Raw genomic sequence first — 14075 nt, 5'->3', positions numbered from 1 at the left:
TGCATACTTCTTTTTTCCACTTCATAATCATAGTAATGTGAAATGACTTGGACGTTGAAGGAGAGATGAGCATGTTGCGTTTTTCAATTGAAGAAGCGATTGCCTTTCGGCGTGAACATTACGTTGATCAGTTATTATCGATTTCGCTACAACCAACCATTACGATTGAGGAACAAGAAGATTATGTGTATATTCGCGGGGTGTTGGAACTGTCAGGGGAGTATGCGAAACGGGAAGAAGATGGAGAGGACGATCTATCGGTTGAAGCCGTTCGCTACGTTGAGCATGTCCGTATAAACGATGAACAAGTTGGTGAATTTTTGCATCAATTTCCGATTGACGTCACCGTACCGAAAGAGCGAATTGACGACCTCGAACAAGTATATGTATTGATTGAATCATTTGATTATGATTTAAGGCAACATGAATTACGTCTTATTGCGGAAGTGGCCATTCATGGTATTCAAATGGACGATGATCGCCAAGATGATGAATGGGAGCCATACAATGTAGACGATTTCGAACCGTTTGAAGTGGTCGCAAGAGAAGAAGTATATCAACAGGAAGAAACGGAAGAGGATCAAGGAAGTATCGTCAACGTTCCACCGTTTTATATGTTTCATGAAGAAAGTAATCATGTTGAACAACAGCTATTAGATGATGAGCAACATGAAGATAAACGAGCTGAAGAACAAAAAGAGGAAAAACAATCATTTCAACTTGAAATGAAAGGGAGAGATACGAACGAAAAACGAAATGAAAACGCCTTATATTTAACAAAATTATTCGAAAAAAATGAAGAACAGGCGTTTGCTCGTTTGAAAATTTGTATTGTCCAACAAGGTGACTCGTTGGACAAGATTGCCGAGCGATACGACGTATCTGTCCAACAGTTGTTGCGTACAAATCATTTAGAAAGCGGTGCGGACATACACGAAGGACAATTGCTATACATTCCAACGCCAAGTAAAGTGTAAAAGGGTTGTACGATGATGAAAACGGTGCAATTACAACATGAGCGTATACAAAAATGGGAAATAGCGAATAGAACATATGCGCTCAAACGAATCGATTCATTGGCACATTGGCAGGCAATTGAACAAGCTCATCGCCTACGTATACCGCTTGCCATTCCGATTTACGAAACGAAAAAGCGAGATGGGCAATGGTATTATATGATGCCTTGGTTAAAAGAAAAAACGGATCCAACATCGTCATTTTTTCACGATTTGGCGCGATGGCATAAACATTCGTTAAAAGAAATGCAAACGATGGAAACGGAAATCGAATCGTATTATAAGGAACGAAAAAGCTCACTTGAAAAAACAAAACAAACATTAAATCAGTATATTGAACAATGTGAAAAACAATGGTATATGTCGCCGTTTCAACTGCAATGTTGCACCCATTTTCTTGACGTTATGCGCGCCATTTCTTTTTCTGAACATACGTTAAATGAGTGGCGTGAGCGAATGAGAGAAAAAAAGACGGTGCGCATTTGTTATATTCACGGTCGCCCATCGTTTCGCCATTATGTCGAGCGAGATGATGACACATCGTATTTTATTAGTTTCGAACGAGCACGCTGGGCGCCTCCATTTCATGATTTACTTTTCTTTTTTCGCCAATATTTGCACACGTATCCGATTGTATGTGATGAAGCAGTACAATGGCTTTCACAATATGAACAAACATTGGCGCTTGAAGAAGATGAGCGGTTACTATTTTTTCATTTACTTGTTGATCCTCATCGTTTTGTTCGTCTCATTCATCGGTACGAGCAACAACGTCATGAGCGACAATTCACCGCTACTTGGCAGCAGGCATATTGGCAAATGAAAAATATCGAATATGTCATCGGAAAATGGGAAGAAGAAAAACAAACGGATCAAATCCAATCATAATGTAAAGCGAAGGAAAGAAAAATGAAAATAGCAAGTAAAATGACATCAATTGTTGTTGGAAATAAAATCGTGCGAATTGCTTGAACAACGGTAATCGGAATGATGCATTGTTCAGCAATGAAGCGAAGTTTTCTTAACCACGGTGGCCAAGCGTACGGATTGTAACGCTTACGCATATGCTCACTTCCTTTTCAAATGGTTAGCTCCATATGTTGGAGCTTTTCTTTTTTTATCATATGTATAAAGGAGTGAAAATGTGGCAAACCTTATTGACGATTCATATGATTTTTATATAGTATTATGTATGAATAGAAAAAAAGCGAAGATGGGGAAGAGTACGGCGCAACCCGCCTGGCAGAGAGGGAAATCAGTAGCTGCGAGATTTCCTAGGTTTGTGGTCGTCGGAAGGTCGCCCTGGAGCTGCTTCTTCGAACGAAAGTAGAAGAAGCCGGTGCATCGCCGTTATCGATTTGAGTGCTTAAGCGTAGCTTAAGAAAAAAGGTGGTACCGCGAAAGAGTCTCCTTTCGTCCTTTTCGGATGAAAGGAGTTTTTTATTTGAATGAAGGAGGGATTTTTATGTTATCGCCAAAATATGACCACCGTACTGTTGAGGCAAACCGTTATGAATGGTGGTTAAAAGGAAAGTTTTTTGAAGCAACAAGCGATGAAACGAAAAAACCGTTTACGATCGTCATTCCACCGCCAAACGTGACAGGGAAACTTCATTTAGGACATGCGTGGGATACGACGTTGCAAGACATTATTACGCGCATGAAGCGCATGCAAGGATATGACGTTTTATGGCTTCCGGGCATGGACCATGCGGGAATTGCCACGCAAGCGAAAGTCGAAGAAAAGTTGCGCAATGAAGGAAAGACGCGCTACGACTTAGGACGTGAAAAGTTCGTCGAAGAGACGTGGAAATGGAAAGAAGAATATGCAGGGCACATTCGCTCTCAATGGGCGAAACTGGGGCTTGGTCTCGATTATACGCGCGAGCGCTTTACGCTTGATGAAGGATTATCAAAAGCGGTGCGTGAAGTATTCGTTTCGCTATATAACAAAGGACTTATTTATCGTGGCGAATACATTATTAACTGGGATCCAGTAACAAAAACAGCATTATCGGACATTGAAGTCGTGTATAAAGATGTGCAAGGTGCCCTATATCATATGCGCTATCCACTTGTAGACGGCTCAGGCTATATCGAAGTGGCAACGACTCGTCCAGAAACGATGCTCGGCGATACAGCCGTTGCTGTTCATCCAGAAGACGAGCGCTACAAACATCTTATCGGAAAAACAGTCATTTTACCGATCGTTGGTCGTGAAATTCCGATTATTGGTGATGAGTACGTCGATATGTCTTTCGGTTCCGGAGCGGTGAAAATTACGCCAGCACATGATCCAAACGACTTTGAAATCGGAAACCGTCATAACTTGCCGCGCGTTCTTGTCATGAATGAAGACGGTACGATGAACGACAATGCGCTTCAATATAAGGGACTCGATCGTTTCGAATGCCGTAAACAAATCGTCAAAGATTTACAAGAACAAGGTGTGCTATTTAAAATCGAAGAGCATATGCATTCTGTCGGTCATAGCGAACGGAGCGGTGCTGTCGTAGAACCGTATTTGTCGACACAATGGTTTGTCAAAATGAAGCCGCTTGCTGAGGCTGCCATTGAACTACAAAAAACAGAAGGAAAAGTGAATTTCGTCCCAGAGCGATTTGAAAAAACGTATTTACATTGGATGGAAAACATTCGCGATTGGTGCATTTCTCGCCAGCTTTGGTGGGGTCATCGCATCCCAGCATGGTATCATAAAGAAACAGGCGAAGTGTATGTTGGACACGAACCACCAGCAGACATTGAAAATTGGGAACAAGACCCTGATGTATTAGATACGTGGTTTAGTTCGGCGCTTTGGCCATTTTCAACAATGGGCTGGCCAGATGAAACATCGGCAGACTATAACCGTTATTATCCAACAGATGTGCTTGTTACAGGCTACGATATTATTTTCTTCTGGGTATCGCGCATGATTTTCCAAGCGCTTGAATTCACTGGAAAACGCCCGTTCAAAGATGTCCTTATTCACGGACTAGTGCGTGATGCACAAGGACGAAAAATGAGTAAGTCGCTTGGCAACGGCGTCGATCCGATGGATGTGATTGATCAGTACGGTGCCGACTCGCTTCGTTACTTTTTAGCGACAGGAAGTGCCCCTGGTCAAGACTTGCGCTTTAGTACAGAAAAAGTTGAAGCGACATGGAACTTCGTCAATAAAATTTGGAACGCTTCCCGTTTTGCGCTCATGAACATGGAAGGATTCACGTATGAAGACATCGACTTACATGGCGAAAAAACGGTTGCGGATCATTGGATTTTAACACGCTTAAATGAAACGATTGAGACGGTGACAAAACTCGCCGACAAATACGAGTTTGGTGAAGTCGGTCGCGTGTTATATAACTTCATTTGGGACGACTTATGCGACTGGTATATCGAAATGGCGAAATTGCCACTATACGGTGACGACGAACAAGCGAAGAAAACGACGCGCTCCGTTCTTGCTTACGTGCTTGATCAAACGATGCGTCTTCTTCATCCGTTTATGCCGTTTGTGACGGAAGAAATTTGGCAACAGCTTCCGCATGAAGGAGAGTCGATTACGGTTGCTCCGTGGCCAAAAGTTCGTCCTGAACTAAGCAATCATGAAGCAGCTGAACAAATGCGTTTACTTGTTGATATGATTCGTGCGGTGCGTAACATTCGCGCAGAAGTGAATACGCCGCTAAGCAAACCAATTACGTTGCACATTAAAGCGAAAGACGAGCAAATTGCGAATACCCTTCATAAAAACCGCTCATATATCGAGCGCTTCTGTAATCCTAGCGAGCTTGTCATCGACACGACGATTCCAACCGTCGAGAAAGCGATGACCGCTGTTGTGACAGGGGCAGAACTAAGCTTGCCGCTCGAAGGGTTAATTAATATTGAAGAAGAAGTGAAACGTCTTGAAAAAGAGCTGCAAAAACTCGATCAAGAAGTCGAGCGTGTGCAAAAGAAATTAAGCAACGAAGGATTTTTAGCGAAAGCGCCAACGCACGTTGTGGAAGAGGAGCGGAAAAAAGAGCGCGACTACATCGAAAAACGCGAAGCTGTTCGCGTCCGTCTTGCACAATTAAAACAATAGTTTTATGATGAAGACGAATCCATTTTGGATTCGTCTTTCACTTTGTAGAGGAGGGATTTTTCATGGTTTTTACATATAAAGAAGCAGTTGATTGGATTCATAGCCGTCTATCATTAGGAGTCAAACCGGGGCTTAAACGAATGGAATGGATGATGGAAAAGCTCGATCATCCAGAGCGCCGCATCAAAGCGATTCATGTCGGTGGGACGAACGGAAAAGGATCGACCGTTTGTTTTTTACGTCATATATTACAAGAAGCAGGATATCGTGTTGGAACATTTACATCGCCATACGTTGAACAGTTTAATGAGCGCATTAGCATAAACGGACAACCGATTAGCGATGTCGATCTGATCAAACTAGTGCAAATCATTCAACCTTTAGCAGAGGAGTTAGAACAAACGGAATTAGGTGGGCCGACAGAGTTTGAAGTCATTACCGCCATGGCGCTTTATTATTTCGGTAAAATGAACGTGCAAGACGTTGTCATTTTTGAAGTTGGACTTGGTGGTCGCTTAGACTCAACGAACATCATTTATCCGCTTTTATCGGTGATTACAAATGTCGGCTACGATCATATACATATATTAGGGGATACACTCGAACAAATTGCATTTGAAAAAGCGGGAATTATTAAAGCAGGAATTCCTGTTGTTACTGCGATCGATCAGCCTAAGGCGCTACAAGTAGTAGAAGAAAAAGCAGCATCTGTGCGGGCAAAAACGTATGCGCTCGGTCGTGATTTCATGCTTTTCTCTCATGAACCAACAGCAAGTGGGGAACGTTTTTCGTTACAAACACCGTTTACGACATATCATCATGTAACGACAACGATGCTTGGAGCACATCAAGTAAAAAATGCTGCGCTCGCGCTTATGGTCGCCGATTATTTACGCACATATTATTCGTTTCTTATTGAACGTGAACATATGTATCACGGTATTCGAAAAGCGGAGTGGCTCGGACGATTTGAAAAAATGAGCGATCGCCCGCTTATCATCATTGACGGCGCGCATAACGAAGAAGGAATCGCTAGCCTTGTGGCGACGATGAATGCTCACTATCCGAATCGCCGTGTGCACGTGCTCTTTACAGCGTTAGGTGATAAACCGGTCACAGCGATGATTCGAAAGCTACAATCGATTGCCGAAACAATGACGTTTACAACGTTTGACTTTCCACGCGCTCTTTCCGCTGAACAACTCGCGGAACAAGCGACACATCCGAATGTGCAATGGACAAACGACTGGAAACAATGGTTAAAAGAAAAGCGAAAGCAAGCTGAAAAAGATGATATTATTTTAATTACAGGTTCACTTTATTTCATCTCAAATGTGCGGAATTTTATAAAAAATAAATATAAATAATGGGAAGGTTACTGGTATAATAGATAAAAAGTAGGAGTTTTGAAAGGGGGAGAGGTAGGTGAAAAGAGCTGTTTCGGTATTTTTAACGCTTCTTTTACTCGTTCCGTTATTCATTCCTGTCATCACTGTACGTGCGAACGACAATATCACATACAATGTTCTTGAAATTGTTAGTCACGCCAATCAATTATCTTCATCACCGTTAAAACAAGAATTAGGAAGCACGTCGAATATCAATGTGACAACGATGACGATGAAACGTTTTGTTGCTTTGCGTGATGAATTAGACGGTAAATATGATGCAATTGTGATTTCGAGTGGCGATTATAACCCGACAAAACTAGGCATGACAACGAGCAGCAATAGAAGTGCATCGCATAATACGACGAATATTTTAAACGATATGACAGATTTGAAAGCTAGACAAATCAAACAATTTTATATTGACAAAGGATTGCCTGTTTTTCTTCATGACAGCAGCGTAAAAAAGTATCCGACAAGTAAATTATATAGTTACTCTCAATCCAATGCATGGAAGTCAAAAACAAACGTCATTTTCTTTACAACGAATACGAACATGAAAAACTATTTTGCGACAAATGGCACGAAACGTCCTCATTTTGTGCTCACAAATGCCCCGTCTTCGACACAGGTGTATACAAAAGGAGATACGTTGTCATTTGTATATCAAATTACGAATTATACACAATTTCAAAATAAATTATTGACTGTCAACTTATATATCGACTCTGATTTTAACGACAAATATACGAGTGAAGAAATTGTTTCATCAAAGCAAGTGCAAGGAGCAACAGGAACGATTTCGTACACCCTTCCAGCTGGCTATTCTGGACCACGTTATTGGAAAGTAGAAATTGTTGATGAAACAAGCGCGTTAAAAGATTATGAAAAAGGGTTTGTGAAGTTTCAAGATGTTGTTGCAAATATTAAAGTATTACAAATTCGCAAAGGGAACGATGCAAGTTCTTTATTAAATACGAAAAATATGAATCCGAGTTTTTTAAGTCGTACAAATGAATATCATATTAATATTGACGTAACAACATTAGCAGATTTTCAAAAAAGCAAGATGTACGAACCAAATTATTCACATGAAGTCATTAATGGAAAATATGATATGATTATTTTTGGTTTTGCAGATTGTTATAACGGATGTGGTTCTGTTATTTCTTTAAATCAAAATACCGTTCAATCCGTCAAAAACTTTATTCAATCTGGTCAAAGCGTCATGTTTACACATGATGTGATGTTTGGAGCAAATAACGTATGGGTAAATGAATTCGGTCCGATTGTGCAACAAATTCAACCGCAAACGGATTTAGGAAACGGGGCACCAAATGCATCGACAAGTACAAAACAAGTGAATAGCGGTTTAATGACAAACTATCCATTTGCATTAGGTGATAGCATTACAATTGCAACAACGCACAACCAATATTATACACTTAATTTAGAAAATGAGAGTGTAATCCCTTGGTACAATATTGACGGATCTCCTCGTGATGTATATGATAGTTGGAACCATTATTATACGTACTCTAATGGAAACGTCACATATTCAGGAACAGGGCATGTAGGGACAACAGCAGCATTTCCAGAAGATGAACAAAAACTATTCGTCAATACGATGTACCGTGCGTTTTTCGGATCGAATCATGCACCACAATTAACGGTTATCACACCGAAAGAAAACGAAAAAATTCCGAGCAATCAGCCGATTGAACTATCGTATAAAGTAGAAGATTTAGATTTAGTTGACCGAACGTTTTCTACGAAAGTGTGGTTAAACGATCAAGAAGTGTATGCACAAAACAACGTACCAAACGGCACAACGATTATTCAATCGCTTCCGCACAATATGCCAAACGGTGGAACAGCGAAAATAAAAATTGAAGCAACAGACGCACGTGGAGCAAAAGTAACGAAAGAATTTCAAGTGATCATTGAAAAAGTATCGGCAAACATTGAAGTCAGTCGAACAATTTCAAAAACGCTCGCTCCAGTTCATGAGCCGGTGACGATACAATATACACTCACACCAAAACCGTTGTCATTATTAACGAATACGTTGTTAAAAGTAACGAACATGGCGTTTGAAGAAAAATTGCCGGCAGGTATTGAGGTCGTTTCTTTACCGAATGGATTTACAAAACAAGGGACAATCACAGAAGGATATACAATTAAAGGAATGTTGCCAGACATTTCGTTTGTAAAATCAGGAACAACGTATGTAGCTGAACCGCAAACGTTCGCCATTCAAGTAAAGCCAATGACAAAAGGAACGTTTTCACTATCGCAAGCAAAATTGACGTATAAAGATATTAATACGCAAATCGTCAATTTGTCATTTAATGCTTTGTCGTTTGTTTCTGACTACAAAATTACAGATGTCACGCTACCAAGTACGATGTTTGTAAATCGTGGCGTGCCGAAAAATGCGCGTTTATTATTAAACGTTTTGCCACAAGAAGCAACGATCGCCTCAGTGGAGTGGAGCGAAAACAGTAACGGACAAATCATTTCAATCGATCAAAACGGCGTCATTACCGCAGTACAAGAAGGAACGGCGCAAGTAACAGCGCGGGTAAAAGATGTGTTCGGTAACGTAAAGACAGCAACGATGACAGTGATTGTACGCATCCCGGTTGATTCGATGACAATAAACGATTTTACTGTTCATGTTGGTGAAACGATTCCAATTCCAATTACCGTATCACCGGCAGATGCGAAAAAAGCCGTATCTTATTCACTAGGAAATAGTTTGTATGCTGAAATTAACGGTGCAAACGGCACAATTACCGGATTAAAAGAAGGAGTAACAACGCTAACTATTCAAGCGTTTAACAGAAATGACGAGCTCATTGAAAAGACGATTACTGTCACCGTTCAAGCGATCCCAGTAACTGCCGTTATTGTATCGCCAACAGTTGCGAATATAAATATCGGCGAAACAACTACGCTCACAGCAACAGTTGCACCAAACGATGCAACGTATAAGACAATTACATGGCGCTCATCGAATCCGAATATCGCTTCGGTTGATGAAAATGGAAAGGTTACAGGATTGAGCACAGGACAAGTGACGATTACCGCGCAAGCGCATAACGGTGTCGTTGGTACAGCGATCGTTCACGTTGGCTCACCGCTGACGGGCATTTCGCTTCCATCCACATTAATTGTACAAAAAGGAAAAACGATCAACGTATTACCATACATTTCACCAATTCCGACAAATGCGACGACAAAAATTGTGAGCCGTTCATTTACGATCGGTAATAGTTATTATGCGGTTGTTGATTCAAATGGGGAAGTGACTGCAAAACGTCTCGGTGAAACGCCGTTAACGGTAAAATTGATCGATGAAAACGGAAAAACGTGGACGGCATCAACCATCATTCGTGTCGTTGAACATGCGACAGACCCAACGAAAGGCGGAAATAAAAACGGCTGGTTGTACTAACGAAGGATGTGAACACGTATGAAAAAAGTGATGACGCTATTTGTCATCATCAGCTTGTTAAGTGGGTGCTTTCCGTCGCAAGAAGAAAAACAACAAAAATTTATCCGGGCGATTGAGCAAGGAAACATTCAAGCGGTGCGCGACTATATGGAAAAAGAAAAAAATATTAATTTTAAAATAAAACATGAAACACCGCTTGATGTGGCGATGCGTACCGGTCAGCGCGATATTGCAGCACAACTATTAAAAGCTGGAGGAAAGTCGGCTGTTATGCCGCTTCCTCCCCTACATTTTGCACTTGCTTCATCTTTAGCCCAAGGAAATGAAGAAAATATAGAAATCGTAAAACAAATCGTAAATGAACAAACGGTTCGTGAAAAAGATAAACAACATAATACTCCCTTGCATATTGCGGCAGGGAGCGGGAATCTTGCTCTTGTACAGCTCGTTTGTCAATACGACGTTGACGTCAATGCGGTAAATAAATATGGTGAAACGCCTTTATTGCTTGCGGTGCAGGCGGGAAATGTAGATGTTGTTCGCTTTTTGTATGAACATGGCGCAAATGTAGAGATCGCAAATCAAGTTGGTGAAACCCCGCTATATAAAGCAGTTGAACGAAATTTTATTGATGTAGCCACATATTTATTAGAGAAAAAAGCAAAGGTGGATGCGAAAACAAATATCGGAAAAACGCCATTAATGGTTGCAGCCGAGTATGGTTATGATGAATTAATGACGCTCTTGCTTCGCTACGGAGCTGATGTGCATGTGAGAGACAACACTGGCAACACCGCACTTTCCCTCGCACAATATTGGAAACACGAAAACATTATAAAGCAGCTAAAGGAAAAAGGAGCCAAGTAGCTCCTTTTTTCATTGTACGCGTATTTCATCAACGATAACGGCGAGTTGTTTAACAAGCGGCAATCCGAGACCGCGGTTAATAAACACATCTTTATTATGTTTCACAACAAAACGAGCGTACTGCTTTTGTTCTTCTTCAGATGAAATAGGCATTTGGAACGAAAGATTTGTTCCGCTATCACTCGTTTCACCACGATACGTATTAACGATCAACCCGTTTTCATCTGTGTACGGAATCATGGAGTTGTTGCCACGAGCAAATAGCCCCCCTTCAATATTTATATACGATCCGACAGCATAAATTACTGCGTTGCTGTCTGTATAGAAAAATCCTTTTAAGTTTGGTGTTGTGAATGAAAAATGGTTTGTAAATTCATTGACACGAGCAATTTCTAGCTCGCCTTTTGTGAGTAACACAACTTCTTTCCCATTTAAGCCGCTAATTGTTGTATTGTAAATGGACGTATTTCCATTGACGTATACGGTAGAATCGAACGCCACTTGTCCTGTAATCGTTAAATTGCCGAGCACAATAATATTTCCTTTCATTTGTAAAGGTAAACTCCCTGCATTTTCTAAAGTTAGGTCGCCGTTCACAATGAACCATTGCCCGTCATTTAAAGTTAACGACGTAATATCAAAATACGGGACGGTACTTGTATCAAGGAAAATGGATTTTCCACTGGCAATCGCGCCTTCTAATGCGGTTGGTAAATCGATAGGGTCATTAACGACAACAGTCGCAAATGACGATTTTATTTGTTCGACAAGCTCGGATAATGGTAAAGAAATAAGACTTTGATATTGCGCTTGTTTACTCGGATCAAATCCATCAATGCCGGCCGCTGATAGTAGTTTGTCTTTTAATGTCAAATCAAAATTTACGTCAATAAAGTCATCTTGCTCTTTTTGAACGCTCGGTCCTTGATATTGGAACGATAGTGAATGTGCTGTAAAATCATTCATGTTTTTTGTAAATGCAGTTGATATGGTGTAACAACTTCTCGCTCCATTTCCATGATCGCACGCATAGCGGTTGCCTTCAACAAACAATATACTTTTTTCACTCGTCGTTGGGAATGTTGTTTGTACGGAATAAAGCGTCGAGTTGTAAATATAGTTAGCAACGTTTGTGACATATATATCTTTTCCCGTGTATATATTGCCGTCAATATATGCTCCGCCATTTAACGTAACATTTTCACGCGAACCAAGGGCATATTTTAAAAAGCTCGGTGCGTTCGTAATAATGACTTCACGTGTGACCGTTTTGCTTCCATATGGGGCAGATATACGAAAAACGCGTGTAAATAATTTATTACGCACGATTCCTTTTGCATCGGTGATATCTTCAATTGTGACGCTATGGCGTTTTATGAGTTCACTCAAAAAACCAGCTTGTGCATTTCCTAAATCGAGATCCAGCTGCGTTGGGGTTGATAACGTTAACTGTTCGACTTTCGCTTTCAGCTCAGCAACCGTTTCTTCTACGTTTTTGACGGCATCGTGAAGCGATGTGACATCCTCTACGCGTACTTGAGTAAATTTTGCTTGATATATGCTGACGGATAAAATCGTAAATCCAATAATAAAAAAGACAGTGACTGTCAACATAACGAGCACAAGGCTATATCCTTTCTCGTTCACCTCTCTTCCCCCCTTAAAATCCGAATTGTGATTGCAATGTAAACGGTTCAATATATAACGGATCGCCCGGATGGCGATGATCATTGTCTTGAACAGATAAACGAATGGAAATGACACCGCTTTTACATACATTTTGTTGTTCTTGTACGCACGTATAAGTGAACGTTGATTGTTCTGGGACGATGCGTAAATTACTTGATGTGATTTGTTTATCATTTATTTGTAATGTTCCCGTTGCCTCATCTATTTTAATTTGTAACGTTTGTCCTTCTTGTTCTTTTTCTTCGACAAGACCTGTATTTGTATCAATTTCTTTTTTTACGTGATTGACAAACGTCAATGTATGTTCGTTTGATTCATTTTTGTTTAATCCGTCTGGCGCGAGGGCGTATAGTTCGTTAAAAATCGTTGTCATCAATATATCTGCTTCACTTCGCAATTGACTTTCAATGCCAATCCGTTTATACGCCTTCGTTCCGGCTGTAAATACGCCATATGCAGAAGCAGCAATAATCGATGTGATCGCTAAACCGACAAGTAGTTCAATAAGCGTTAGTCCTCGTTCATTAGCGAATACTTTCATTGGCGATCACCCCTTTTAATACGATCACTTCGTTATTTGAACGGACAGTGACATATAAACGAAGTAAATAGTCGCTTACATTTTCTTTTATATCTTTCTCGTTTTGAATCGTTTGCTTTAAAGGGTCAGGAAACTCGTTCGGTGGGTTTGTTTTTATTTGTGACCATATGGCCTGATCGTATGGAATTAACCAAGCTTGTACGTCTTCTTCATCATATGTTACGTTGTTAACCGTTGGTGCAAAAACAGCTTGGCATACGTCTTCGTTAGGAAATAACGATGTATTGGAACATGACGAAGCATCGAAGCGTATGAACGGTGTTTGTTCTGTCATATGGTCATGAACATAGGCGTTGATCGTTTGGAAATCGAGACGTTCCATATAATGAATAACCCCACGAGCGATATTGACGGCAACGGTTTTTGATTGGCTATACGCTGTGTATGTCATCGCATTAGTGAAAAACATGAACATGCCGCTCACAACAAATGATAAAATAACAATGGATAATAGTACTTCAATTAACGTAAAACCATGTTTATCATAAAAAATATTCATTTTCTTTTGACACATTTTCCTTCCCCTTCTTTTAAAATACATAACTTTATTATACAATATGTTAGAGTTAGGTGTTGTATCATTTGTGAACGGGGGGAACAAGTTGTCATATTTATTTTTGTTTTTGTCAATAATAAATTGAGCCAGAGCGATCACTTCAAAAGTGAGCCACTTTTAGAATCAGAGTTCCCATAAATGGGAGAGGGTGGGTGTTTGGATGACTTGCCCCTAGGGGCAAGTCATCCAAACACTTCGCGCATCTGGCTACCACTCCCCATTTTCCCTCTGTTTCATACTTTGACGGAATCGATAAGATTCTCCGTTTAGAAGAAGAATGTGCGAACGGTGAGTGAGCCGATCAAGCAACGCTGCTGTCATCTTTTCATCCCCAAAAATGTTCGTCCATTCTACAAATTCAAGATTTGTTGTAATGATGACACTTGCACGTTCATAGCGATTGGAAAA

Annotated in this window: 11 protein-coding genes and 1 other annotated feature; of the genes, 6 read left to right on the top strand and 5 right to left on the bottom strand. The window is 40.5% G+C overall.

Features of this window, described 5'->3' with window-relative positions:
* Positions 1–71 precede the first annotated feature (71 nt).
* Entirely contained in the window at positions 72–977 is a 906-nt protein-coding gene (locus tag ASC42_RS00060) for a LysM peptidoglycan-binding domain-containing protein (protein ID WP_055440001.1), read from the top strand.
* Between the two features lie 15 nt (positions 978–992).
* Entirely contained in the window at positions 993–1904 is a 912-nt protein-coding gene (locus tag ASC42_RS00055) for a protein kinase family protein (protein WP_055440177.1), read from the top strand.
* Here ASC42_RS00055 and ASC42_RS00050 read toward each other — a convergent pair.
* Positions 1889–2080: a hypothetical protein gene (locus ASC42_RS00050; RefSeq protein WP_009361757.1), complete on the bottom strand. Its 192-nt coding sequence runs from the start codon at positions 2078–2080 to the stop codon at positions 1889–1891. The two genes, ASC42_RS00055 and ASC42_RS00050, sit on opposite strands and share 16 nt — an antisense overlap.
* Before the next feature lie 137 nt (positions 2081–2217).
* Positions 2218–2440: a binding site (T-box leader), on the top strand.
* Positions 2441–2481: 41 nt separating this feature from the next.
* On the opposite strand from ASC42_RS00050, the gene ASC42_RS00040 reads away from it, so the two are divergent.
* The 4 genes from ASC42_RS00040 (at position 2482) to ASC42_RS00025 (ending at position 10821) form a co-directional block, all read left to right on the top strand.
* Positions 2482–5106, top strand: coding sequence for a valine--tRNA ligase (locus ASC42_RS00040; protein ID WP_055440176.1), 2625 nt, complete (start codon positions 2482–2484; stop codon positions 5104–5106).
* 62 nt (positions 5107–5168) lie between these two features.
* Positions 5169–6473, top strand: a complete 1305-nt coding sequence (locus ASC42_RS00035; protein ID WP_055439999.1) for a bifunctional folylpolyglutamate synthase/dihydrofolate synthase — start codon at positions 5169–5171, stop codon at positions 6471–6473.
* A 58-nt stretch (positions 6474–6531) separates the two neighbouring features.
* Positions 6532–9954, top strand: a complete 3423-nt coding sequence (locus tag ASC42_RS00030) for an Ig-like domain-containing protein (RefSeq protein ID WP_055439998.1) — start codon at positions 6532–6534, stop codon at positions 9952–9954.
* Positions 9955–9972: 18 nt separating this feature from the next.
* Entirely contained in the window at positions 9973–10821 is an 849-nt protein-coding gene (locus tag ASC42_RS00025) for an ankyrin repeat domain-containing protein (RefSeq protein ID WP_055439997.1), read from the top strand.
* A gap of 9 nt (positions 10822–10830) precedes the next feature.
* Here the strand turns inward: ASC42_RS00025 and ASC42_RS00020 are convergent, their stop codons facing one another.
* From ASC42_RS00020 to ASC42_RS00005, 4 genes are all read right to left on the bottom strand, one after another.
* Positions 10831–12468 carry a hypothetical protein gene (locus ASC42_RS00020; protein ID WP_055439996.1) on the bottom strand — a complete coding sequence of 546 codons (1638 nt, stop codon included), beginning with the start codon at positions 12466–12468 and terminating at the stop codon, positions 10831–10833.
* A 13-nt stretch (positions 12469–12481) separates the two neighbouring features.
* Entirely contained in the window at positions 12482–13051 is a 570-nt protein-coding gene (locus ASC42_RS00015; RefSeq protein ID WP_055439995.1) for a PulJ/GspJ family protein, read from the bottom strand.
* Positions 13035–13625 (bottom strand): prepilin-type N-terminal cleavage/methylation domain-containing protein, encoded by a 591-nt coding sequence (locus ASC42_RS00010; RefSeq protein ID WP_055439994.1) that lies wholly within the window; start codon positions 13623–13625, stop codon positions 13035–13037. The genes ASC42_RS00015 and ASC42_RS00010 overlap by 17 nt, the downstream gene beginning before the upstream one ends.
* A gap of 249 nt (positions 13626–13874) precedes the next feature.
* On the bottom strand, positions 13875–14075 hold a 201-nt coding region (locus tag ASC42_RS00005), incomplete at its 5' end, for an ATP-binding protein (RefSeq protein ID WP_167338081.1).

The sequence above is a fragment of the Anoxybacillus suryakundensis genome, assembly GCF_001418025.1.
GTDB classification, from domain to species: Bacteria; Bacillota; Bacilli; order Bacillales; family Anoxybacillaceae; genus Anoxybacillus; species Anoxybacillus tengchongensis.
Note: the sequence above shows the minus strand (reverse complement) of the source record. Positions and strands in the feature narration are given on the sequence as shown.